Origin of the sequence: Clostridium mediterraneense, assembly GCF_900091705.1 — a bacterium.
Classification (GTDB): Bacteria; Bacillota; Clostridia; order Clostridiales; family Clostridiaceae; genus Sarcina; species Sarcina mediterraneense.
This window is the reverse complement of sequence record NZ_LT594785.1, coordinates 1,841,999-1,866,607: the sequence shown is the minus strand read 5'-3', so window position 1 is coordinate 1,866,607 and position 24,609 is coordinate 1,841,999. Positions and strand designations below refer to the sequence as shown.

At 26.0% G+C, this 24,609-nt stretch carries 21 protein-coding genes; 20 read left to right on the top strand and 1 reads right to left on the bottom strand.

The genetic code is table 11. From position 1 onward, the window contains the following. Positions 1–17: 17 nt before the first annotated feature. Both BN8917_RS10780 and BN8917_RS10775 read left to right on the top strand, forming a co-directional pair. Entirely contained in the window at positions 18–1,007 is a 990-nt protein-coding gene (locus BN8917_RS10780) for an ABC transporter ATP-binding protein (protein WP_066874289.1), read from the top strand. Between the two features lie 2 nt (positions 1,008–1,009). Next, positions 1,010–1,906, top strand: a complete 897-nt coding sequence (locus BN8917_RS10775; RefSeq protein ID WP_235830000.1) for an ATP-binding cassette domain-containing protein — start codon at positions 1,010–1,012, stop codon at positions 1,904–1,906. A gap of 71 nt (positions 1,907–1,977) precedes the next feature. On the opposite strand, the gene BN8917_RS10770 is transcribed toward BN8917_RS10775, so the two are convergent. Beyond that, positions 1,978–3,417 (bottom strand): MDR family MFS transporter, encoded by a 1,440-nt coding sequence (locus BN8917_RS10770; RefSeq protein ID WP_084748609.1) that lies wholly within the window; start codon positions 3,415–3,417, stop codon positions 1,978–1,980. 511 nt (positions 3,418–3,928) lie between these two features. Here BN8917_RS10770 and BN8917_RS10765 point away from each other — a divergent pair. The 18 genes from BN8917_RS10765 (at position 3,929) to BN8917_RS10680 (ending at position 24,606) form a co-directional block, all read left to right on the top strand. Continuing rightward, on the top strand, positions 3,929–6,541 hold the full coding sequence (locus BN8917_RS10765) for a cation-translocating P-type ATPase (protein WP_066874285.1): 2,613 nt from the start codon (positions 3,929–3,931) through the stop codon (positions 6,539–6,541). 207 nt (positions 6,542–6,748) lie between these two features. Continuing rightward, positions 6,749–8,146 (top strand): HAD-IC family P-type ATPase, encoded by a 1,398-nt coding sequence (locus BN8917_RS14835; RefSeq protein WP_066874283.1) that lies wholly within the window; start codon positions 6,749–6,751, stop codon positions 8,144–8,146. Positions 8,147–8,353: 207 nt separating this feature from the next. Further along, the gene (locus BN8917_RS10755; RefSeq protein ID WP_066874281.1) at positions 8,354–9,178 is read left to right on the top strand and encodes a hypothetical protein; all 825 of its coding nucleotides are present in this window, start codon (positions 8,354–8,356) and stop codon (positions 9,176–9,178) included. Positions 9,179–9,791: 613 nt separating this feature from the next. Then, complete coding sequence (gene pnuC / locus BN8917_RS10750; RefSeq protein ID WP_066874279.1) at positions 9,792–10,592, top strand: nicotinamide riboside transporter PnuC; 801 nt, start codon at positions 9,792–9,794, stop codon at positions 10,590–10,592. A 128-nt stretch (positions 10,593–10,720) separates the two neighbouring features. Further along, positions 10,721–11,392 (top strand): pseudouridine synthase, encoded by a 672-nt coding sequence (locus BN8917_RS10745; protein ID WP_066874277.1) that lies wholly within the window; start codon positions 10,721–10,723, stop codon positions 11,390–11,392. A 339-nt stretch (positions 11,393–11,731) separates the two neighbouring features. Then, positions 11,732–12,475 (top strand): YveK family protein, encoded by a 744-nt coding sequence (locus BN8917_RS10740; RefSeq protein ID WP_066874275.1) that lies wholly within the window; start codon positions 11,732–11,734, stop codon positions 12,473–12,475. Next, entirely contained in the window at positions 12,466–13,122 is a 657-nt protein-coding gene (locus BN8917_RS10735; protein ID WP_066874273.1) for a CpsD/CapB family tyrosine-protein kinase, read from the top strand. The genes BN8917_RS10740 and BN8917_RS10735 overlap by 10 nt, the downstream gene beginning before the upstream one ends. 133 nt (positions 13,123–13,255) lie before the next feature. Beyond that, positions 13,256–14,395, top strand: coding sequence for an aminotransferase class I/II-fold pyridoxal phosphate-dependent enzyme (locus BN8917_RS10730; RefSeq protein ID WP_066874271.1), 1,140 nt, complete (start codon positions 13,256–13,258; stop codon positions 14,393–14,395). 18 nt (positions 14,396–14,413) lie between these two features. Next, positions 14,414–15,049, top strand: coding sequence for a sugar transferase (locus BN8917_RS10725; RefSeq protein WP_096030722.1), 636 nt, complete (start codon positions 14,414–14,416; stop codon positions 15,047–15,049). After that, positions 15,018–15,800, top strand: coding sequence for a GNAT family N-acetyltransferase (locus BN8917_RS10720; protein WP_084748607.1), 783 nt, complete (start codon positions 15,018–15,020; stop codon positions 15,798–15,800). The genes BN8917_RS10725 and BN8917_RS10720 overlap by 32 nt, the downstream gene beginning before the upstream one ends. Positions 15,801–15,807: 7 nt before the next feature. After that, positions 15,808–16,857, top strand: a complete 1,050-nt coding sequence (locus BN8917_RS10715; RefSeq protein WP_066874265.1) for a lipid II:glycine glycyltransferase FemX — start codon at positions 15,808–15,810, stop codon at positions 16,855–16,857. A 25-nt stretch (positions 16,858–16,882) separates the two neighbouring features. Then, positions 16,883–18,031: a glycosyltransferase family 2 protein gene (locus BN8917_RS10710; RefSeq protein WP_066874263.1), complete on the top strand. Its 1,149-nt coding sequence runs from the start codon at positions 16,883–16,885 to the stop codon at positions 18,029–18,031. Positions 18,032–18,046: 15 nt separating this feature from the next. Continuing rightward, a complete protein-coding gene (locus tag BN8917_RS10705; RefSeq protein WP_066874261.1) occupies positions 18,047–19,327 on the top strand; it encodes a UDP-glucose dehydrogenase family protein in 1,281 nt (426 codons plus the stop codon). 24 nt (positions 19,328–19,351) lie between these two features. Then, positions 19,352–20,164, top strand: coding sequence for a glycosyltransferase family protein (locus tag BN8917_RS10700; protein WP_066874259.1), 813 nt, complete (start codon positions 19,352–19,354; stop codon positions 20,162–20,164). Continuing rightward, entirely contained in the window at positions 20,157–21,440 is a 1,284-nt protein-coding gene (locus tag BN8917_RS10695; protein WP_066874257.1) for an oligosaccharide flippase family protein, read from the top strand. The genes BN8917_RS10700 and BN8917_RS10695 overlap by 8 nt, the downstream gene beginning before the upstream one ends. Continuing rightward, entirely contained in the window at positions 21,409–22,377 is a 969-nt protein-coding gene (locus BN8917_RS10690; RefSeq protein ID WP_066874255.1) for a glycosyltransferase family 2 protein, read from the top strand. Before BN8917_RS10695 ends, BN8917_RS10690 begins: the two co-directional genes overlap by 32 nt. A gap of 1 nt (position 22,378) precedes the next feature. Next, positions 22,379–23,626 (top strand): DUF6337 family protein, encoded by a 1,248-nt coding sequence (locus BN8917_RS10685; RefSeq protein ID WP_066874253.1) that lies wholly within the window; start codon positions 22,379–22,381, stop codon positions 23,624–23,626. A 272-nt stretch (positions 23,627–23,898) separates the two neighbouring features. After that, complete coding sequence (locus BN8917_RS10680; RefSeq protein ID WP_066874251.1) at positions 23,899–24,606, top strand: YveK family protein; 708 nt, start codon at positions 23,899–23,901, stop codon at positions 24,604–24,606. The last annotated feature ends 3 nt before the right edge of the window (positions 24,607–24,609 follow it).

Here is a 24,609-nt window from a genome sequence, read left to right as displayed (position 1 = left end):
TTAAGGGGGCGCATAAATTGGATGAAATATTAAAAATTAAAGATTTAAAAGTTAATATAGAAACAAAAGCAGGAACTGTTAAAGCCGTTAGAGGAATTGATATTGAGTTAAAAAGAGGAGAAGTCTTAGCTATAGTTGGTGAATCAGGTTCAGGTAAGACAATTTTATGTAAAAGTATAGCTGGAATACTACCTAATAATGCTAAGAAAATTCAAGGAGATATCAGTCTATTAAATGAAGAGGGGAAGGTAGAAAAAACAAATAAATTTAGTATGAAGGAAATATCTATGATATTTCAAAATCCAATGACTAGTTTAAATCCAACTATGTCAATAGGAAAGCAAATAGTAGAGGGCATTTTAAATAGTAAAAAGATATCTAAGAAAGAGGCAAAAAAAGAAGCTATAGAAATTATGGAGGCTGTTGGGATAGAGTTTGCAAGAGAAAGATTTAATTCGATGCCTCATGAGTTTTCAGGAGGAATGAGACAAAGAATAGTTATAGCAATAGCTCTTTGTTTAAAGCCTAAAATTTTAATAGCAGATGAACCAACTACAGCTTTAGATGTTACTATGCAGAAAGTTATTTTAAATCTAATTATTGAATTACAGCGTAAAATGAATTTATCTATAATTTTTGTTACTCATGATTTATCAGTTGTCGCAAATGTAGCAGATAGAATTGCTGTAATGTATGCAGGAAAAATTATTGAGTTTGGAACTGTTGAAGATATATTTTATGATCCAAGACATCCTTATACTAAGGCACTTTTAAAATCACTTCCTACAGATAATAAGGAAAGAAGTTTATTTAGTATAGAAGGTATGCCTCCTAGTTTAATTAATTTATCAAAGGGTGATAGCTTTGCAAGGAGAAATAAAGAAGCTTTAAGAATAGATTTTAAAGAAGAGCCTCCAATGTTTGAAATAAGTAAAACTCATAAAGCCGCTACTTGGCTATTACATCCTTTAGCTCAAGAATTAAATAAAAAAATAGGAGTAGTTTAATAGTGGAAAAAATATTAGAGCTTAAAAATTTAAGAAAAAGCTTTAGCATTGGTAAGAAAATAAAGATAAAAGCAGTTGATAATATATCATTTGATTTATATAAAGGAGAATTTATAGGAGTAGTTGGAGAATCAGGATCAGGTAAATCAACTCTGGGTAGATTAATTATGAATATTCATACTCCAAACTTTGGAAGTATAATTTATAATAATTTAGAAATTACAGATAAGAAAGTATATAAAGCTAATAAAAAAGAGATTGTAAAATCAATGCAGATAATATTTCAGGATTCTATAAGTTCTCTAAATTCAAGAAAAAATGTTTTTCAAATAATATCTGAAGCACTTAGAATAAATAAAGGTTATGAGAATAAAGAAAGTTTAAAACAGATAGTTTTAGAAATGATGAATAAGGTTGGACTTTCAGATGAAGATTTATATAAATATCCTTCAGAATTATCTGGAGGACAAAGACAAAGAATAGGAATTGCAAGAGCTTTAATAATGAATCCAGATTTTATAGTGGCTGATGAACCTATAGCTTCATTAGATGTTTCTATGCAGGCACAGATAATAAATTTATTTAAGAATTTAAAAAATGAGAGAAAGCTAACTTGTATATTTATAGCACATGATTTATCAATGGTTAAATATATAAGTGATAGAATAGCTGTGATGTATAAGGGGAAGGTAGTTGAGCTTGCTAGTACTAAAGAAATTTATGAAAATCCTATACATCCATATACTAAGCTTTTAATGGCTTCTAGATTAATTCCAGATCCAAAATTTAAAAACTTATCATTACAATCTTCTTATAATGAAAAGATGAAGGGATTTGATTTTGAAAATTCTAAATTTGAAGAAATTAAAAAAGGGCATTGGGTTTATAGGAGTAGTTAATGTAAAAAAATAAAGAGCTAACAAAATGTTTTTTCATTTTGTTAGCTCTAATTTTATTATTTAATTATTTATTAAGCAGTTTTCTTTTTACCTTTAATAGTAAAGATAGCAAGAAGTAATGCTATAAATGTAACTCCTGTTGCGATTAAGAATGATAAGTTAAGTCCGTGAACTTGAGCCTTAATCATTAAGTTCTTTCCGTGTTCTGTAGCAGCATTATTTGTTATATAGTTCTTCATTCCGTTAGACATAACTGTTACAAGTAAAGCTGTTGAAATTGAACCAGCAATTTGTCTAAGAGCACCATTTGCAGCAGTTGCATGTGAGAATAATCTCTTATCTACTTCATTTAATCCTGTTGTTGTTACAGGCATCATTACAAGACCAAGACCTATAAGTCTTAAAGCATACATTCCAGCAACATATCCTATTGGTGTTGTATCTGTAAGGAATCCAAATGCTAATGTACCACCTGTCATTAATATAAGTCCTATAATTGCAAGAAGCTTAGCTCCGATTTTGTCGAATATTGCTCCAGAAAGTGGGCTGACAACAAGCATACATAAAGCACCAGGAAGTAATGTAAGTCCTGAATCAAGTGATGAATATCCTCTTGCTTCTTGAATATATAATGGAAGTAATACTTCAGATGCCATAAATCCTCCGAAGATAACCATTATTATAAGTGTTGAACTAGTAAATACTGTGTTCTTGAAGATTCTTAAATCTAAGAATGGATCTTCCATCTTTAATTGTCTCCATACAAATATAATTAATGAAATTACACCAACGATTATAGGAACTAAAGTTTTTTCACTTCCCCAACCATCTGTACCAGCATTACTGAATCCAAGTAATAATCCACCAAATCCAATGATTGATGTTATAGCTGATAAAATATCAAGTTTAGCTTTTTCAGCACTTTTTATGTTTTGTAATAAGAAAATACCTGCAAGTAAATCTATTACTACAAGTGGTAATGAGATAAAGAATAAATCGTTCCATTTATAGTGTTCAACTAACCAACCAGAAAGAGTAGGTCCTATAGCAGGTGCAACACCAATTACTATACCCATGATACCCATGGACATACCTCTCTTTTCTTTTGGGAAGATAGTTAAGAATACTGTTTGCATAAATGGTAGAATCATACCAGCTCCGAAAGCTTGTAATGTTCTAGCTGCTAAAAGTGTATCGAAGTTTTTAGCATATGCACCGATTGCAGTACCTATTGTAAAACTACCTATTGATAATATAAATAATCCCTTTGTTGAGAATCTTTTTATTAAGAATGGTGTAGCAGGTATCATTATACCAGCAACTAACATATAGATTGTTGTTAGCCATTGTCCTTGTGATGCTGTTACATTTAAATCTTTCATTATCATTGGTAGAGCTGTTGTAAGTGATGTTTCATTAAAGAATGAAACAAAAGCTCCAAGTAAAAATATAGCAGCAATTAAAGGAACATTAACTTTTTTTTCTTGATTGTTTGAATTAATGTTTTCCATAATGTATAATTCCTTTCCTTTAATTTTTCTTTTGTAATATTATTGCTTAAAAACTTTTAAGTTCTAAAAAAACTTATCAGTTTTTGTTGATATATGAATTATATTATGAATTTTTGTTTACGTCAATGTCATAAAATGTTTAAATTTAAATTTTTTATAGTTTTATTATTCCAAATTATTTGAATTATATTAAATGAAGTGTTTAAAATAAGATAAAGTTATAAGATTTATTTTAACAGATATTTAACAATTAAAAACATATAATATTAAATTGTTAAATAAAAATTGAATTAGGAGGGTTTATATCAAAAAAAATATATTTTTAATAATAAAAAGATAATAAAATATAAAAAGGAGTGAATATTTAGGAATTTACAAATAAAAACTCGATTTTATTTAAATGTTATAATTAAATTAAAGAAATATTAAAAATATGGTTGGTATACTAATAATTTAAAGTTTTTATATAAATTTTATATAATTACAAATAACAAAAGACAAGGGGAGAGAAATGAAACGAGGACTTGATAAACAACAAGTAGAAAGAAATAGACAGAAATATGGAGATAATATAATTCATGAGGCTAAAATAGAAACTTTCTTTGATAAGTTTAAAGCGGCCTTTGGAGATCCTATGATAAAACTCCTTTTAGGTATTACTGCAATTATGGCTGTTATGGCCATATTAAATTATGCGCAGTGGGGAGAAATTATAGGAATAGTTGTTGCTATATTTTTAGTTACTATAATTTCTGCAAAAACAGAAATGGCGTCTGATAAAGAATATAGAAAACTTAAAAATAATGCTGAGAAAGATAAATGTAAAGTTTATAGAGATGGGCAGATTGTCGAGATAATTATAGATGAAATAGTTACTGGAGATTATGTTATTCTTCAAGCAGGAGATAAAATTCCAGCTGATGGATATTTAATAGAAGGTAACATAAGTGTAGATAACTCTGCTTTAAATGGAGAAGCAGAAGAATGTAAAAAAGAAGCCAACCCTTCTTTAGTAGATTCTGATATAGAAGCTGAAGTAGCTGTTACAGGAGAAATATTTGTAGATAAATATTCTTTATTTAGAGGAGCAGTTACTATTGATGGTTCTGGAGTAATGCTTGTAACTAAAACTGGTATGAAAACAGTTATGGGAGCTATGGCAGAGGATATGGCAGCTGATGAAGTTGAAAGTCCATTAAAGCTAAAGCTTACAGACCTTGCTAATAAAATTTCTAAGTTTGGATATATTGGTGCTGTTGTAATAGCTATAGCATTACTTTTCCAAAGTATAATTTCAGTTGGTGGAGTTTCAGCTTATTTAAATGAAGGATTTATCTTCATATTTAAAGATATACTTCAAATATTAATGATGGCTATAATAATTATAGTTATGGCAGTTCCAGAAGGTTTACCTCTTATGATAGCCATAGTTCTTATGAAGAATACTGCAAAAATGCTTCAAAGAAATGTTTTAGTTAGAAAGCCAATAGGGATTGAAACAGCAGGTTCATTAAATATATTATTTAGTGATAAAACAGGAACAATAACAAAAGGTCAATTAGAAGTTGTAGAATTCTTTGATGGAGATATTAAAGATACTTATAATGAAAGTTCAAAAATTAATGAACTTATGGCTTTATGTATAGGAAAAAATACAGGAGCTATGTTTGATGTAAATGGAGAAGTTGTTGGAGGAAATGCTACTGATAAGGCTTTACTTAATTTCCTTGGAAAAGATACTTTTAATAAGTATGAAAGTCTTGAAATAAAAAATGCTCAGCAGTTTAATTCAACAAATAAATATTCATCATCAGAATTAGAAGGGAAAACAGTTTATAAAGGTGCGCCTGAAAGATTATTATCTAAGGCAACAAAGTATATAAATGAAAATGGTGAAATTGTAGATTTAGATAAGGATAAGATTAATAATAAGATAGACTTATTAGCAACTAAAGCTATGAGAGTTTTATCATTTGCATATAGTGAAAAACCTCTTACTCCAAATGAATTACCAGATGATTTAGTTATTGTTGGTTTTGTTGGTATAAGAGATGAAGTAAGAACAGAAGCTAGAGAAGCTATAAATGATGTTAAAAATGCTGGTGTCCAAGTAGTTATGATTACTGGTGATAGAAAAGAAACAGCAGTAGCTATAGCTAAAGATTGTGGACTTATAGAAAAGGAAACAGATATTGCTTTAACTTCAGAAGAGCTTAATAAGCTTTCAGATGATGAAGTTAAAAAAATATTACCTAATTTAAGAGTTATAGCAAGAGCACTTCCAACAGATAAATCAAGAATGGTTAAGCTTTCACAAGAATTAAATCTTGTTTGTGGTATGACAGGAGATGGAGTTAATGATGCTCCAGCACTTAAGAGAGCAGATGTTGGATTTGCAATGGGATCAGGTACTGATGTAGCAAAAGAAGTTGGAGATATAGTTATTTTAGATGATAACTTTAAATCCATAGAAAATGCTATTCTTTATGGAAGAACAATTTATAATAATATACTTAAGTTTATAAAATTCCAATTAACTATAAATGTTGCTGCTGTTGCAGTATGTGCAATAGGACCTTTTATAGGGGTAGCAGAACCATTAAGTATTACACATATTTTATGGATAAATCTTATAATGGATGGACTTGGAGCTTTAGCACTTGGTTCAGAACCAGCACTTAAGAGTTATATGAAAGAAAAACCTAAGTCAAGAAGTCAAAGTATTGTATCAAAAGATATGATGGGACAGGTTTTAGTTTCAGGTGCATGGTTAGCTGCATTAAGTATAGTATTCTTAAAGTTACCTCTATTTGTGAATATGTTTGAAAATCAACATGTATTAACAACTGCATACTTCTCATTATTTGTATTTGTAGTTGTATTCAATGGATTTAATGTAAGAACAGATAGTCTAAATATAACTTCTGGCTTAAAAGAAAATATGAGCTTTGTTAAGGTTATGGGAATAATACTTGTAGTTCAAGTTATCATAACTTATATAGGTGGAGATGTATTTAACTGCTATCCTTTCGAAGCTAAGTATTGGCTGCTAATATTAGTATTAGCATTAACAATAATACCAGTAGATATGATAAGAAAAACAGTTATGAAAGCTGTGAAATAATTAAGAAAAGAATTGTCTTTTTTAAGGCAATTCTTTTTTTGTTTTGTTAATAGTTATATAAAATTTAAGTTTAAAGAATAAATAAATTTTATATAAGTTTAAATTCTAATAAGTTATAGTTATTCCATTATTTTGTTACTAAAGTTTTTCTTTTATTATAAGCTTTAGGTGTAAACTTATATTTGAAGAATTGGAAGGAGAAAACAAATGAAGAAATTACTTATAGGAATAATTGTAGCAGTAGTAGTTATTGGAGGAGTAGCGTGTTATATAGGTTTTAGCAATACTTCACAAGTTAAAAATACAGTTCAAACTAATCAAATAAATGATAATAAAATAGCAGTAAATAAAGCTGACTCTGAAAATATAAAGAATACTAGTTCAACTACACAAGATAATGTATCTGTAGATCATAGTTCAAATAATATAGATACTACTGTAAATAATCCCAAAGTAGCTATTGTAAGTAAAGCTGTAACAGGTAATAATTCTAATACTTTACCAAGTGATCTTTCTACAATAGATGTTGCAGCTGGTCAAGATTATGCTGAACTTGGTGCTAAAGCATATAAAATGGGGCTTTCAGTTGGTGCGCTTAGAGAAATGGTTTATAATGCAATAAAAAATAAAGTACCTAATAGTGGCTATATTAATTTAACTAAAACCCAACAGGATATTCTTTTAAATGGAACCAAAGAACAAAAAGAAGCTTTAGTTAATGAACTTGGAGCGAATAAACTACTTATAAATGTTGCTTATAAAACAAATTTACCAATTAATGAATGGCNGCTTTCACAAGAATTAAATCTTGTTTGTGGTATGACAGGAGATGGAGTTAATGATGCTCCAGCACTTAAGAGAGCAGATGTTGGATTTGCAATGGGATCAGGTACTGATGTAGCAAAAGAAGTTGGAGATATAGTTATTTTAGATGATAACTTTAAATCCATAGAAAATGCTATTCTTTATGGAAGAACAATTTATAATAATATACTTAAGTTTATAAAATTCCAATTAACTATAAATGTTGCTGCTGTTGCAGTATGTGCAATAGGACCTTTTATAGGGGTAGCAGAACCATTAAGTATTACACATATTTTATGGATAAATCTTATAATGGATGGACTTGGAGCTTTAGCACTTGGTTCAGAACCAGCACTTAAGAGTTATATGAAAGAAAAACCTAAGTCAAGAAGTCAAAGTATTGTATCAAAAGATATGATGGGACAGGTTTTAGTTTCAGGTGCATGGTTAGCTGCATTAAGTATAGTATTCTTAAAGTTACCTCTATTTGTGAATATGTTTGAAAATCAACATGTATTAACAACTGCATACTTCTCATTATTTGTATTTGTAGTTGTATTCAATGGATTTAATGTAAGAACAGATAGTCTAAATATAACTTCTGGCTTAAAAGAAAATATGAGCTTTGTTAAGGTTATGGGAATAATACTTGTAGTTCAAGTTATCATAACTTATATAGGTGGAGATGTATTTAACTGCTATCCTTTCGAAGCTAAGTATTGGCTGCTAATATTAGTATTAGCATTAACAATAATACCAGTAGATATGATAAGAAAAACAGTTATGAAAGCTGTGAAATAATTAAGAAAAGAATTGTCTTTTTTAAGGCAATTCTTTTTTTGTTTTGTTAATAGTTATATAAAATTTAAGTTTAAAGAATAAATAAATTTTATATAAGTTTAAATTCTAATAAGTTATAGTTATTCCATTATTTTGTTACTAAAGTTTTTCTTTTATTATAAGCTTTAGGTGTAAACTTATATTTGAAGAATTGGAAGGAGAAAACAAATGAAGAAATTACTTATAGGAATAATTGTAGCAGTAGTAGTTATTGGAGGAGTAGCGTGTTATATAGGTTTTAGCAATACTTCACAAGTTAAAAATACAGTTCAAACTAATCAAATAAATGATAATAAAATAGCAGTAAATAAAGCTGACTCTGAAAATATAAAGAATACTAGTTCAACTACACAAGATAATGTATCTGTAGATCATAGTTCAAATAATATAGATACTACTGTAAATAATCCCAAAGTAGCTATTGTAAGTAAAGCTGTAACAGGTAATAATTCTAATACTTTACCAAGTGATCTTTCTACAATAGATGTTGCAGCTGGTCAAGATTATGCTGAACTTGGTGCTAAAGCATATAAAATGGGGCTTTCAGTTGGTGCGCTTAGAGAAATGGTTTATAATGCAATAAAAAATAAAGTACCTAATAGTGGCTATATTAATTTAACTAAAACCCAACAGGATATTCTTTTAAATGGAACCAAAGAACAAAAAGAAGCTTTAGTTAATGAACTTGGAGCGAATAAACTACTTATAAATGTTGCTTATAAAACAAATTTACCAATTAATGAATGGCCATACCCTATTTATCCTGAAAATTTTGCTAGAGGTAAGTTTTATTATTCATTTTTTGCAGCACCATTATCAAAAATGGCTGAATCAGTTCAAAATTGGGGAACTTATAGCGGGATGATTGATAAAGATGGTAATCTTTTACCTGTTAATACTTATAATGAGCTTTGTAATACAAGATCAATATATACATTAAATATAAATTCAGGAATTCCATCATATCCATTAGCAGGTGAAGTAAATATATAAAATATAAATATACTTTTAAGTAAAATAAAAAAAGAATTATCTTTTTAGAAGGATAATTCTTTTTTTATTTTGTTATATAAGTTATATAAATAGAGAGAAGATATTATAAAGGGGGGAGAGAGAAATAATTATTGCTAAAATTCTTATTAATCCTATCATATTTTTTCTTTACAGGAATCATCACAATAATTTTCAGTAGAAATAAGCTTTTTTCCACAATAATGACATCTACTTATTTTCATATTTAATAACCTTCTATTTTTATTTAGTGCTAATTAAGAAATAGTACTGTTTTTAATAATATTATAATTAATAAAATCTTAATATCTAATATAAGTAAAAGGATAAGTTGGTTGATGAAATTATTAACAGAATATAATAAAGAATAGTTAGAATAATATTCGTATTTTTAGAGAGATTCTTATTGATTTAATAATAAAGATTATAAAAAGTAATAAAAAATTCAATAATATTAGATATATAAATTTATATGATAAAAATTTCTGTAATTATTGAAAAATTATTTGTATACTTATAAAATTAAATATGTATGATTGTTAATAAAATATTAATATATCATTCAAATAAAATAGAAGAATAAAGTGAGGCAGAAATGAATTTTTATAGAGCATTTACACCTTTTCAAAAAATATTTTTTAATGTTTTTATGATTTCAAGTATTGCTACTTTTTTTGTTCCAGCATTTATACATGGTGGAAATCTTGGTAGTGTATTTACAGTGGCTGGTATTATAGGTCTTGTTGCAACTATTTCAGGAGTTATAACATCAATTTATCAAGCTAGGGCAAATTTAATTGTTTATAGCTGGTGGATATTAAATACTTTAGCTATGACAGCAATTTCTTTCATGGGAGGATTATATGGAGAAGCAATGAAGAATTTACTTCTACTTATACCTTTAGAAATAGCAGGATTTATTTCATGGAAGAAGAGTACACAAAAAACAGGAGATGGAGTAGTAGAGGCTAGAAAGTTTACTAAAAAACAATGGGTTGCTACTATAATAATTATGCTTACAGCTTGGGGGCTATATGCTTTATTATTAAAGAACCTACCAAGTATAATGTTAAACTTATTTAATAAAGAGATAAAACCAGATCCTTCATATATAATGGATTCTTTATCATCAGTTGTAACAACATATGCATTATATTTAACTTCAAGAAGATATGTAGAACAATGGTTCTTCTGGATGTTATCAAATATAGGATTTATAGTATTTGTTGAAACTATGATTAAAAGCTCAACTTTCTCAATAGGAGATTTATCAGGAGCTATGACTTGGCTTCAATATGGAGTAAGCTCAGTTTATGGATATTATATGTGGAAGAAGATTTATAATAGTAGAAAAGCTAAAAAAGAAGAGATTGAAGCTGATTTAGCAGTAGCTTAATTAGTTAATAAAATATATAAGAGGATGTTTAAAATAGACATCTTCTTTTTTATTTTATAAAATTACTTATTTTTTTATATGATATAATTTATTTAATTATGTAGAGTTCTGAAAGGAAATATTAAAAAATGAGGATAAATAAACTTTTAAGCAATTTTGGATATTGTTCAAGAAAAGATACTAGAAGGCTTATAGAGGAAGAAAGAGTAATAATAAATGGAAAACTTGCTATTCAAGGACAATGGGTTGAAATAGATGAAGATGAGATTCTTATAGATAATCAGCCTATAAAAATGAAGAAAAGAGTGTACATAGCTTTAAATAAACCTGTGGGTATAACTTGTACAGCAGCTAAAGAAGTTAAAGATAATATAATAGACTATATAAATTATGGGGAATATATATTTCCAGTTGGAAGACTAGATAAAGAATCACAAGGGCTTATAATCTTGACTAATGATGGAGATTTTGCAAATGATATTTTAGAAGCTGAAAATGGTCATGAAAAAGAGTACATAGTAACTGTAGATAAAGAATTTGATGATGATTTTATTAAAGGGATGGAAAATGGTGTAGAGATATGTGGTACTATAACAAAGCCTTGTCAATTAACTAGAATAGATAAAAAAACATTTAAAATTATTTTAACTCAAGGATTAAATAAACAAATAAGAAGAATGTGCCTAGCATTTGGATATAAAGTTCAAAAGTTAGAGAGAATTAGAATTTTAAATTTGACTATTGATGGATTAGAATATGGTCAGTGGAAACATATATCAAAAGAAGATATTTTAAATTAATAATCTATTACTTATGAACATATTAAATTTTTAAATCTATGAAAAGATACTAAATAACATAATTTAGTATCTTTTTTATTTTAATTTTATTTGTAGATTACAGAGTAAATAAAATATTTATACAAATGATACATAATATATATAATTTTGAATATGTATATATAAATATTGATTTTAATTGAAATAATAGCTGAGGTGAACTTAATTTGAAGTAAAAAGATTTTAATATACTTATATAAAAAATATCAACTAGATAATTTACATAATAATAAATGCGTACATATAAATATTTACTTAAATTAGTTTGCTGTTAAATAAATGTGATATAGGGGGAAAGAGATGAGAGAAGAGGGGATAAATTTAAATGATATTTTTTATATTATAAAACAAAGATGGAAAATGATAATTCTAGTTACTATTTTTACTACATTAGTAGCTGGAGTATTGAGTTTCTATGTTATAAAACCTACTTATGAAGGTAGAGTTAAGGTCTTTATAGGTAAAGAAGGAGCTACTAGCGAGTCAAAAGATTACAGTAATAATGATGTTACTATGTATCAAAATCTTATGAAAACATATGCTGAAATTATTAAAACAAAAGATTCAACTAAAGAAGCTTTAAAATTAACAGGAAAGGATACAAGCTTATCAAATGTATCAAGAGTACTTTCAAATCTTACAGTAATACCAGGTGAAAATACTCAAATTTTAGATATTGCATATAAAACAGGAGATAAAAATGAAGTAATTAATATTTTAAATGGAATTACAAATGTATTTATAAAAAAATCAGCTGAGCTTATACCAAATGGAAATATTAAAGTTATTCAAAAAGCTGAAGTACCAACAGTTCCAATTGCCCCAAATAAAATGCTTAATATAACAATTGGATTTTTACTAGGTTTAGTAGGAAGTGTGGGACTAGCCTTCCTTTTAGAGTATTTAGATAATACTTTTAAAGAATCAGATGAATTAGAATCCGTTTTAGATATTCCTGTAATAGGAATTATTATGAGTGATATAAAAAAATATAAAAGAAAAAATATAAAGCAAAAAAATAAGGGGGAGTTAGAGTGTTTATAGTTAAGGAGAATCCTAAATCAATAGGTGCAGAGGCTTATAAAATTTTAAGAACTAATATACAATATTCATCTTTTGATGAAAATACAAAAGTAATTATGATAACAAGTTCACAGCCAGAAGAAGGTAAATCTACAATAGCTGGTAATTTAGCTCTTTCAATGGCTCAAGATGGAAAAAATACTATACTTATAGATTGTGATCTAAGAAAACCAACAATTCATAAAAAATTTAATATAAGTAATAGTTCAGGACTTTCTGAAATTATAGTGGGAAAGGCTAAACTATTAACAAGCATAGTAGAAATTGATAAAAATTTAACAGTTATAACTTCCGGAAAAACTCCTCCCAATCCTTCAGAGATGCTTGGGAGTAAAAATATGCAAACACTTATAGAAGAATTAAGAGAACATTATGACTGCATAATTATTGATACACCACCAATACTAGCAGTAACGGATGCTCAAATTATTTCAAGAAATACTGATGGAATAATCTTAGTTGTTAGAGCAGGATGTACAAAGAAAGATAATGCTATAAAGGCAAAAAAGCAAATAGAAAATGTAGGTGGGAAGATAATAGGAACAGTATTTAATGATGTAAAACGTAAATATAGTAAAGATAAGTACTATTATTATGGTGAAAAATAAAATTTAATAATAAAAAGTGCTGAAGAATTAAGAGATAAGATGGCAGTTATTGTTCCAACATATATAAGGGAAACAGAAAATATGGTAGCTGTAACAGAGGTGAAGAATTGAATTAATGTGTTAAGGAGGAAAAATGAATAAAAGAATATATTTATCCTCACCACATATGGGAGGAACAGAACAAAAATATGTTAATGAAGCTTTTGAAACAAATTGGATAGCACCCCTTGGTCCCAATGTAAATGAATTTGAAAGAGTAGTGGCAAATTATGTTGGAGCTAAAGATGCTGCAGCGCTAACTTCTGGAACAGCAGCGATACATTTAGCTTTGAAAGCTGTAGGGGTAAAAAAAGATGATTTAGTTTTTTGTTCTAGCTTAACTTTTGCGGCTAGTTGTAATCCAATTATTTATGAAGGAGCTATTCCAGTATTTATAGATTCAGAAGCAGATAGTTATAATATGAGTCCAAAAGCACTTGAAAAAGCTTTTAAGTATTGTGAAGAAATCAATAAGATGCCTAAAGCTGTTGTTATAGTTAATCTTTATGGTCAAAGTGCTGATATGTATCCATTAATGGAACTCTGTAAAAAGTATAATGTTCAAATTATAGAGGATGCAGCAGAAAGTTTAGGAGCTAGCTATGATGGAAAGAAAAGCGGAACTTTTGGTGATTATGGGATATTTTCATTTAATGGAAATAAGATAATAACTACATCAGGTGGTGGGATGCTTGTTTCTAATAATGAGGAGGCTATTAAGAAAGTAAGATTTTGGTCGACTCAAGCCAGAGAAAATAAGCCTTACTATGAACATAAAGAATTAGGTTTTAATTATAGAATGAGTAATATAGTTGCAGGTATTGGTAGAGGGCAGATGGAAGTTCTTGAACAAAGAATTGCAAAGAAAAAAGAAATATTTACTTTATATAAAGAAGCTTTTAAAGAGATATCACAGCTAAAAATGGCTAAAGAAATGGATTATGGTCAGTCAAATTATTGGTTATCTATAATGACAATTGATGAAAAGTCAGAAGTTAAACCAAAAGATATAATAGAAGTTTTAGAAAATAATAATATAGAAGCAAGACATATATGGAAGCCAATGCATATGCAACCATATTATAAAGGATATAAGTTTTTTAATCATAATGATGAAAATAAAGAATCAGTAAGTGAAAAAGTATTTAAAAATGGAATTTGCCTTCCAAGTGATACTAAGATGACTATTGATGATCAATGCAAAGTAATAAATTTAATAAAAAAATTATTTTAATATCTATTGGAGATGATTATGAAAGAAAAAAGAATTCAATTCCTTATAAAAAGAATAATTGATTTTATTGTAGCTTTAATTGGTTTAACAATATTATCACCATTAATGTTGCTAGTAAGTATATTAATTAAAATTAATTTAGGAAGTCCAATTATATTTAAACAAGAAAGACCAGGGTATGAAGAAAAAGTTTTTTGTGTATATAAATTTAGGACAATGATGAATGCTACTGATGATAAAGGTAACATCTTACCAGATCACTTAAGGTTAACTAAACTAGGAATTATATTAAGAAAATTAAGTTTAGATGAAATTCCTCAATTAATAAATGTTATTAAAGGAGAAATGAGTTTAGTTGGGCCTAGGCCTTTATTAGTAAGATATTTACCTTATTATACAAAGAAAGAGAGAAAAAGATTTGATGTAAGACCAGGTATAACTGGATTAGCACAAATAAATGGTAGGAATACTTCTAGTTGGGATGAAAGGCTAGCTTATGATTATATGTATGTAAAAAAGTATAGTTTAATATTAGATCTTAAGATATTAATTTTAACTTTATTTAAGGTTTTTAAATCTGAGGGGGTAGTAGTAGATACTAGTAGTATAATGCTAAATTTAGATGAAGAAAGAGGAAAGAATATTATTGAGTAGTATTGTTTTTAAAGATATAGAGAAGTTTTATATAAATGACATAGTTAAGTTAATTAGAAGTGAATTTAAAAAAGAATATTTAGAAAAAACTATATTTAATTGTAGTGGTATAGGGGAATATTTAAACATTAGTATAGAAAATAAATTTACTAATAAATATAGAACAGTTTGTCTATTAGATAAAGAGATTGTTGGATATATAGAATTTATAAAATTTCAAAAGATGATACATATAAATTATTTAGTTGTATCTAGTAAATATCAAAGGAAGTCTATAGGTAAAAAATTAATTTTACATGTATTAAGAAAATTTAAAGATACAGAATTTATTGAATTATATGTTGATAGTAAAAATAATAAGGCTAAACAGTTTTATTTAAACTTAGGATTTAAGGAGTTAAAAAGAAAGAATTTATTTGAAATTGAAATAGAAGAATCAAAATATAATTTCAATAATTTTATTTTAGATGACTATGAAAAATATAAAATGATTTATGATAAATTTGGATTTTCTGAAATAAGTATAAGAAACTTGGAGAAGAGTTATAAAGTTGGTGTACTAGGTGAAGAGTATTATCAAATATATAATGAGGAGTTGATAGAGAATAAGGAGATAATTAATTTTATAAAATCTTTTGATAAGAAAAGAAAATTAATAGTTTGGTCTGAAAATTATATTGATGGTTTAAAACTGGTGGATTATAAAATTTTGTTACAAGTGTCTAGTAGAAATTTGTTAAATAGGAAGTAGGATTAATATGTATAGAGTATTAGGTTCAAAGAATAGAAATGAGTGGAATAACATAATAAATAGTTTTAAAAAGAAAGATATATATTTTAAATATGATTATATAGATTCTTTTAGACTAAATGGTGATGGTATACCAGAAATGTTTTTTTTAGAGTGTGAATATGGAAAAGTGGCAAATATTTATTTTAAGAGAGATATAGCAGATTTAGATAAATTTAAAAATAAAATAGATAAAAATAAATTTTTTGATATAGCAACTCCTTATGGTTATGGTGGAATTTTATATGAAGGTAAGGAGATAGACAAACTAAGAGAAATTTATAAACTTGAATTTGAAAAATACTGTATTAAAAATAATATAATAAGTGAATTTATTAGATTTAATCCTATGATAGATAACCATAAATTTTTAAAAGATTATTATTCTGTACAGAAGATAAGAAAAACAATATATATAGATTTATCTAAGGGAGAGGAATTTATATGGAATGACTTGAAAAGTGAAAATAGAAATATGATAAGGAAAGCTATTAAAAATAACTTGAAAATAGAAGTTAGTGAATCTATTGAAAGTATGGATAAACTAATTGATTTATATTATGAAACTATGGATAAAGATCATGCTAGTGAATATTACTATTTTAATAAAGAGTTTTTTTATTCAATAATAAAAAATTTAAAAGGAAATTTTAAAGTATTTTCTGCTATATATAAAAATAAAGTTATTGCATCAGCAATAATATTATATGATGACGAGTTTATTCATTATCATTTATCAGGATCTAAAAAAGAATATTTAAGATTTTCTCCTAATAATTTATTGTTATATGAAGTTGCTAAGTGGGGAACAAAAAATAATAAAAAGTTATTCCATTTAGGTGGTGGATATGCTGGAGATAATGATAGTTTATTTAAATTTAAGAAATCATTTTCTAAAAATAATGAATTTGATTTTTGGATAGGAAAAAAGATATACAACAATTATATATATGATTATTTAGTTAATATAGAAGAATGTAATGTAGAAGGTAATTTCTTTCCTAAATATAGAATGTAAAAATAATATTAGGGGGTATAAGGTTATGAAATTAGTGTTTTGGATAAGTATATTACTTATATTTCATACATTTATAGGATATCCTATAAGCTTACTTTTAATAAATAAATTTTTAAAAAAAGATAAATTGATTATAGATAAAAATTATACACCTAGAATTTCAATAATAATACCTGCACATAATGAAGAAAAAGTTATAAAAACAAAACTTGAAAACTTGTCTAATTTAAATTATCCCAAAAATAATTATGAAATAATAATAGCATCTGATAATAGTACAGATAGGACTAATGATATAGTAGCATCATTTATAAACAGAGTTAAAGATATAAGTATAAAACTATATAAAGTAAATAAAAGACAAGGTAAAACAAATGCTCAAAATGAAGCAGTTAAAATTTCTAAAGGTGAAATAATCATATTTTCAGATGCAAATTCAATTTTAGAGAAAAATGCACTTAGAGAATTAGTTAGTTATTTTAAAAATAAGGATATAAGTTATGTTTCAGGAAGGCTTATATACACAAATGAATTTAGTTCAGATTCAAGTCAGACAGAAAATTCTTATTGGAATTATGATTTAATGATGAGAGAGTGGGAATCTAATATAAGTTCCATAACAGCTGGTAATGGTGCAATATATGCAGTAAGAAAAAGTGATTATATAAATCTTAATCCAGTATATTGTCATGATAGTATGTTTCCTATAAAGTTGGCTATTATAGGAAAAAAATCAAAATATAATAATAATGCTATTGCTTTTGAAAAGGCTGGAGAAACAACAGATGATGAATTTAAAAGAAAAGTTAGAATGGCTAGAAAAACTTTAAATATATGTTATTCGGATTTGATAAAATATAATCCATTTAAATGTGGATGGTTTAGTTATTTTTATTTTTCACATAGATATTTACGTAATTCTTTATGGATACTCCATATTTTAATATTTATATCAAATATATTTTTAGTAAGTATTAATAAACTTTATTTAATGTTATTTATGGGACAAGTAGTGTTTTATTTACTAGTGATTTTAGGAGATAAGTTGAAAAATAAAATAATGTATGTTTGTTATTACTACTTTATTACAGTATTTGCTCAGCTTAAAGGGGCTATTAATGAATTAAGTGGAAAATCAAAACCATTTTGGGAAAAGGCTGAAAGTACAAGATAATTAGGGGAGGATAAAATGAAATTAGTTGTTGCAGGAACAGGATATGTTGGATTAGTTACAGGTGCTTGTTTATCAGAAGTGGGACATAATGTTATTTGTGTAGACATAGATGAAAAAAAGGTTGAAACAATGAGAAGAGGGATTTCTCCAATTTATGAACCAGGATTAGATGAACTTTTAGATAAAAATTATAAATCTGGTAGGTTAGATTTTACTGTTGACTATAAAGGTGCTTATAAAGATGCTGATGTAATTTTTATAGGAGTTGGTACTCCAGAAAGAGAGGATGGTTCTGCTAATTTAGATTATGTGTTTACTGTATGTAGGCAAATTGCTGAGAATGTTGAGAAAGATTGTTTAGTAGTAGTTAAATCTACTGTCCCAATAGGTACTAATGATAGAATAGAGGAATTTTTAAAAGATAATGTTAAAAATAATGTAAATATAGAAGTAGCTTCAAATCCAGAATTTTTAGCACAAGGAACAGCTGTTAGAGATACCTTATATGCTAGTAGGATAGTTATAGGAACTGAGTCAGAAAAGGCTAAAGTCATACTAAGAGAAATATATAATGCATTTAATCAACCGATAGTAGCTACAAATAGAAGATCAGCAGAAATGGTTAAATATGCTTCAAATGATTTTCTAGCATTAAAAATCTCATTTATAAATGAAATTGCAAATCTTTGTGAATTAGTTGGAGCAAATATTGAAGATGTAACTAAGGGTATGAGCTATGATAAAAGAATTGGAGATAAATTTTTAAATGCAGGATTAGGTTATGGTGGATCATGTTTTCCTAAAGATACAAAAGCACTTCATTGGTTAGCAAATGACCATGGATATGAGCTTAAGACTGTTAAAGCAGCGATAGAAGTAAATGAAAATCAAAAGTATAAGTTATTTAGAAAGGCAAAGCAGATTTTCGGTAGCTTTAAAGGGAAAAAGGTAGCAATTTTAGGTTTAACATTTAAACCAGGTACAGATGATTTAAGAGAAGCTCCATCAATAGTTAATGTTAGAAGATTATTAGATGAAGGTGCTGAGATAATAGCATATGATCCAGTTGGAATTAATAATTTTAAGAAAATTTATCCTAAAGAAATAACTTATGCAAATAGTGTATCAGAAGCTGTACAAAATGTGGATATGATATTTGTATTTACGGAATGGAATGAGATAAAAGATATAGAAGTTAGTCAGTTAGAAAAATGTAAATATATATTTGATGGAAGAAATTGTTGTTATAAGCTCAGAAATATTGAAAATCTAAATTATTATTGTATAGGGATATAAAGTTTTATTATTTAGGAGTTAAAAATGAAATATAATAGTGAGAAAAAAATAGTTTTTATAGTTGTAAACTATAAGAACTATAAGGAAGTTGTTAATTATTCTAATCATCTAAATAATGTATTAGGTAGTAAAAATATAGATATTGTAATAGTTAATAATTCAGAAAAAAGAGATGAATTTTATAATATAAACTCAAATGTACAAGTAGTTGAGTTAAATGACAATTATGGATACTTTACAGCTTTAAATAAAGGTTTGGAACATTATATTAAAATTAAAAAAATACCTAAATGGGTGGTAATTTCAAATACTGATATTAAGATAAAATCTAGTGATTTTATATCAAAGTTAGATAATGAGGATGCTATTTGTATAGCACCTAAGATAATTAGTTTAGAAACAAAGAGAAATCAAAATCCATTTTTAATAGGAAGAATAAAAGATAGAAAATTAAAGATTCTTAAAATCTTTTATTCAAATAAAGTTTTCTTCTATTTGTTTAATAAATTAGCAAAGATAAAATCAGATTTTTTTAGTAGTGAATTTACTGATAAGGTAGATAAAATTTATGCAGCACATGGATCATTTATTATAATAAATAAAGAATTTTTTACACTTGGAGGAACATTAGACTACAGTAAATTATTATATTCAGAAGAAATTTACTTAGCTGAACAAATATATAGATTTGGTAAGCAAATAAAATATTTAGATAATATAGAAATAGAACATAATGAGCATTCTACAACAGGAAAAATTAAAAATGATATTAGAAGATTAAAAAGGTATGAATCTATATCGTATATATTAAATTGGAGGAATAGGCAATTTGAATAATTATAATTTAAAAAGCAAACTTAAAAGCAATTTAATATTCTTATACATTTTACAATTCTTTATGCAGATATTCCCTGTACTATTAATGCCATATTTATCACGAAATTTAGGAATGAACAATTATGGTATATTTCAATTTTCTTATCTTTTAGCAGGATATATATGTATAATAAGTGATTATGGTTATTCACTCAGTGCTCCAAAGAAAATTGTTAAGATAAGAAAAGATATTAAAGAATTAAATTTATATTATACAAGTGTACAAATAGGAAGATTAATATTACTTTTAGGTATATGTATATTAATAAGTATCTTTTTTAGTTTTTCTGATATATATGGAATTTATGAGAAGGGCTGTATTTTATTTATGATTTATAGTTTAGGCAATACTATTTATCCTATATGGATGTTTCAGGGACTAGAAGATATGAAAGCATCTTCTACTATAACTATGTGTTCAAAAATTTCTCAATTATTTTTAGTTTTTACTTTTGTATATAATGATACCGATTTATATAAATGCATAATAATATATTCAATAATATCAGTAGTACAAAGCTGTCTAGGAATGTATTATCTTTATCATAAATACAGAATTCATTTTGTTAAATTTAAATTTAATGATGTTTTATTAACTTTTAAAGAAGGATGGACCTTGTTTGTTTCACAAATATCAACTACTTTATTTAGTAATATTAATGTTTTTATATTAGGAGCATTTGCAACTTCAGAGATAGTGGCTAGTTATTCTATTGGAGAAAAAATAGTTAGAACAGCTGTAGGGCTTATAAGTCCCCTTAATAAAGCAATATACCCAATTAGTAGTGAGAAATTTTCTAAGTCTTTAGTTGAAGGAATGAATTTTATAAGAAGGATAATGAAAAAAGGGACACTTCTATTTATAAGCATATCTATTTCTCTTTTTGTTTTTTCAGATTTAATAGCTAAGATTTTTGTTAATTCATATGTATCTTACACCTCTTTAGTTATAAAAATTTTATCTATAATACCAACAACTATTTTTTTGAATAATTTATTTGGAACACAGATAATGATAAATATTGGGATGGAAAAGAAATTTAGAAATATAATTATTTCTACTGGAGTGATTTGTATCAGCCTTTCATTTATCTTAGTTCCTAATTTTAGTGGAATAGGGATGGCTATTGCCTCATTAATGTCAGAACTATATATAGTATTAATGATGTTCTATATTTTAAGAAAAAATTTAGGAGGGGATTTTATTGAAAATATCAGTAGCGATATGTACATATAATGGTGAATTATATGTAGAAGAACAGCTTATGAGTATATGTAATCAAAGTAGAAGACCTGATGAAATAGTTATATTTGATGATGCTTCTACTGATAATACAGTAAAGATTATAAAAAGAATACTAAGTTCCAAGAATATAGAATATACAATAGTTGAAAATGAAAAAAATATGGGAGTAACTAAGAATTTTGAAAATGCTATAAAAAAATGTACAGGAGACATAATTTTTACTTCAGATCAAGATGATGTTTGGGATATTGATAAAGTTAAAATTATAGAGAGGATTTTTAAAGAAAATAAAAAGTGTAATTTAGTGTTTACTAATGCTAGTTTAGTAGATTCTGAGTTAAAAGAATTTAAAATTGATTTATGGAAGAGTGTAGGGTTTAAGCCATCAATAGAGAATAAATATATTATAGATATTCTTTTAAATAGATGTGTAGTAACTGGAGCAACTATGGCAATTAGAAACTGCAAACTTGAAAAGTTATTTCCTATACCTAATGGATGGTTACATGATGGTTGGTTAGCTATTATATATGCAATGAATAATAGAATTTTATATTTAGATAAAAAATTAATATTATATAGGCAACATTCTAATAATGTTGTTGGTGCTAAAAATATTAATTTAATTGGTAAGATTAAAAGTTATTTCAATAATATAAAGAAAATTAAAAAAGTTAGATTTGATAGATTGAAACGCTATAAATCAGTTTATAATTATTCTCAATTTTATAGAAATGAAAGTACTGATATAAATAATAAATTAAATAGGTGTATTTATTTTTGGGAAGATATGAATAAATTAAATTCAAAAAACAGATTAAAGAGTATTCATTTAATTATAAAAAATATAATTAATAAAAATTATAATATTTTTTATACAGGAGTTAAGGGAGCAATAAGAGATGTTATCTCTTTATATGTAAGCTGATATGTTAAATATTATAACATTATTATTGATGATTATATGGGGAGTAATTATTTTAGTAATTTATTTATATGATAAAAATATTTTAGGAAGTAATCTAACACCATTTAATATATTAATATTACCTATTTATTTGATAACTTTTATAACTTATATAATGTCATTATGTAGTGAAGTAAAATATTTGCATACAAATACGATTTTAATATTCATTATCTTTACTATCTTATTTAGACTTTTGGGGGGGATAGGAGAATATCTAGCAAATAATTTATATAAGAAGAATAAAAAAACAACTTTTAATACTTTAAAAGTTGATAAATTAATGTATGTTTTAGGATTTTTTTCAGTTAGTATTTTACTTTTAGATTTTATAAATAAGATTAGGAAGTTTCCGAAAGTATCATTTATTGTTAATGAAGGATTTCAAGCTCAATATATAGGAGGAATAAATTTTTATTTAAGATTAATATGCTTTTTTTGTGTTATATATTTTTTAGGAACTTATAAAAAGGGGAAGAAAAAGAATATATTTGTAGCAATTCTGTTTTTATTACCAATATTTTTAACTTTTGTTAAGGGTATGATAATAATGCCTTGCGTAGGTGGAGCTATTATGTATTGTATAATTAATAATAAAAATTTAAAGCTTAAAAATATATTGTTAGTTAGTATATTAGGGATATTTGCTTTTCTAATGGTCTATTTTATTGAAATAACAATTTGGGATAAAAGTAATATATACGATATTAATACTTATAAGACTATGATTGATAAATTTATATCTTATTTAACATCAGGTATCCAGAGCTTTAACTATAATATTTCTAATAATTTATTTTTTGATGTTGATATTATTAATAATCCAATTTTCTCTCCATTTATTAAATTTTTATCTAAATTTAATATTGTAGAGAATACTGGATATATACCTACTAATCAGGCTGCTATATATTCTATTTTTTCAAATGAATATAAATATAGTAATGTAAATTCTTTTTTTGGAACTTTACTTTTATATAGTGGATGGATCAAGTCTATTCTTATGGTTGGATTTATATCAATATATTCATATTTTTTATTAATTAGAGCTAAGTATAATAAAGATTTAGTTTCTAAGTTAATATACGCTACGTTTGCTAGTGGACTAGTTATGGGATGGTTTGAATATTATTATTTACAAACTTTTTGGGTTTATATGATTTGTATTATTGAGATTATAAAAATATATATATGTAAATTTTATAGATAAATTTTTAGTTAGTTTCTTTTTATTTATACTTAATTTTAAATAAAATATAAGTTTAAAGTCATGTATATTAAATTTAATAACAAAAATAGGTACTAAAGTAGTACCTATTTTTTATTGTATTTTTGATTAAGTATATAGATATATAAGTTATATACAATAATAAACATAATTATACAAAAGTTACAAAATTATAACAATTATGATATTTTAAATATATTACTGTAATGGTATAATCTCCTAGGTAAGTAAAAATATTTATTTAGGGGGATGAAATGAACGAAGAAGTTATAAGGCTAGAAGATATTTTTTATAGTCTAAAGCAAAGATGGAAGATGATAGTTTTAATCACTATTTTATCTACATTAGTAGCAGGAATACTTAGTTTTTTTGTTATTAAGCCTACCTATGAGGGGAAGGTCAAAGTTTTTATAGGTAAAGAAGGTTCTACAAGTGAATCAAAAGACTACAATAGTAGTGATGTTACTATGTATCAAAATCTTATGAAAACATATGCTGAGATTATTAAAACAAAAGATTCTACTAAAAAAGCATTAAGAGTTATCGGAGAAGATACAAGTGTATCCAATGTATCTAGAGTACTTTCAAATCTTACAGTTACACCAGGGGCTAACACTCAAATCTTAGATATTACATATAAAACAAAGAATAAATCAGAAGTAACTAAAATATTAAAAGCAGTTACAAATACATTTATATCAAAGTCAAGTGATTTAATTCCGAATGGTAATATACAAGTAATTCAAGAAGTAGAGGAACCAATAGCTCCAGTTGCTCCAAATAAGATTATGAATACAGCAATTGGATTTTTATTAGGACTGATGATAAGTGTTGGAATAGCATTCCTTTTAGAGTATTTAGATAATACTTTTAAAGGAACTGAGGAATTAGAGGCTGCTTTAGAGCTTCCAGTTATAGGAGTTATTCCAAAGTTTGATGAGAAAAGTAGAAAAGGAAAATAGGGG

What these genes read in the sequence shown, in the direction of transcription:
- BN8917_RS10755 (WP_066874281.1), top strand. Translation starts at nt 8,354, where the DNA reads ATGAAGAAATTACTTATAGGAATAATTGTAGCAGTAGTAGTTATTGGA.
- BN8917_RS10710 (WP_066874263.1), top strand. Translation starts at nt 16,883, where the DNA reads ATGAAATTAGTGTTTTGGATAAGTATATTACTTATATTTCATACATTT.
- BN8917_RS10680 (WP_066874251.1), top strand. Translation starts at nt 23,899, where the DNA reads ATGAACGAAGAAGTTATAAGGCTAGAAGATATTTTTTATAGTCTAAAG.
- BN8917_RS10720 (WP_084748607.1), top strand. Translation starts at nt 15,018, where the DNA reads ATGAAGAAAGAGGAAAGAATATTATTGAGTAGTATTGTTTTTAAAGAT.
- BN8917_RS10740 (WP_066874275.1), top strand. Translation starts at nt 11,732, where the DNA reads ATGAGAGAAGAGGGGATAAATTTAAATGATATTTTTTATATTATAAAA.
- BN8917_RS10745 (WP_066874277.1), top strand. Translation starts at nt 10,721, where the DNA reads ATGAGGATAAATAAACTTTTAAGCAATTTTGGATATTGTTCAAGAAAA.
- BN8917_RS10715 (WP_066874265.1), top strand. Translation starts at nt 15,808, where the DNA reads ATGTATAGAGTATTAGGTTCAAAGAATAGAAATGAGTGGAATAACATA.
- pnuC (WP_066874279.1), top strand. Translation starts at nt 9,792, where the DNA reads ATGAATTTTTATAGAGCATTTACACCTTTTCAAAAAATATTTTTTAAT.
- BN8917_RS10730 (WP_066874271.1), top strand. Translation starts at nt 13,256, where the DNA reads ATGAATAAAAGAATATATTTATCCTCACCACATATGGGAGGAACAGAA.
- BN8917_RS10765 (WP_066874285.1), top strand. Translation starts at nt 3,929, where the DNA reads ATGAAACGAGGACTTGATAAACAACAAGTAGAAAGAAATAGACAGAAA.
- BN8917_RS10700 (WP_066874259.1), top strand. Translation starts at nt 19,352, where the DNA reads ATGAAATATAATAGTGAGAAAAAAATAGTTTTTATAGTTGTAAACTAT.
- BN8917_RS10685 (WP_066874253.1), top strand. Translation starts at nt 22,379, where the DNA reads ATGTTAAATATTATAACATTATTATTGATGATTATATGGGGAGTAATT.
- BN8917_RS10705 (WP_066874261.1), top strand. Translation starts at nt 18,047, where the DNA reads ATGAAATTAGTTGTTGCAGGAACAGGATATGTTGGATTAGTTACAGGT.
- BN8917_RS10725 (WP_096030722.1), top strand. Translation starts at nt 14,414, where the DNA reads ATGAAAGAAAAAAGAATTCAATTCCTTATAAAAAGAATAATTGATTTT.
- BN8917_RS10770 (WP_084748609.1), bottom strand. Translation starts at nt 3,417, where the DNA reads ATGGAAAACATTAATTCAAACAATCAAGAAAAAAAAGTTAATGTTCCT.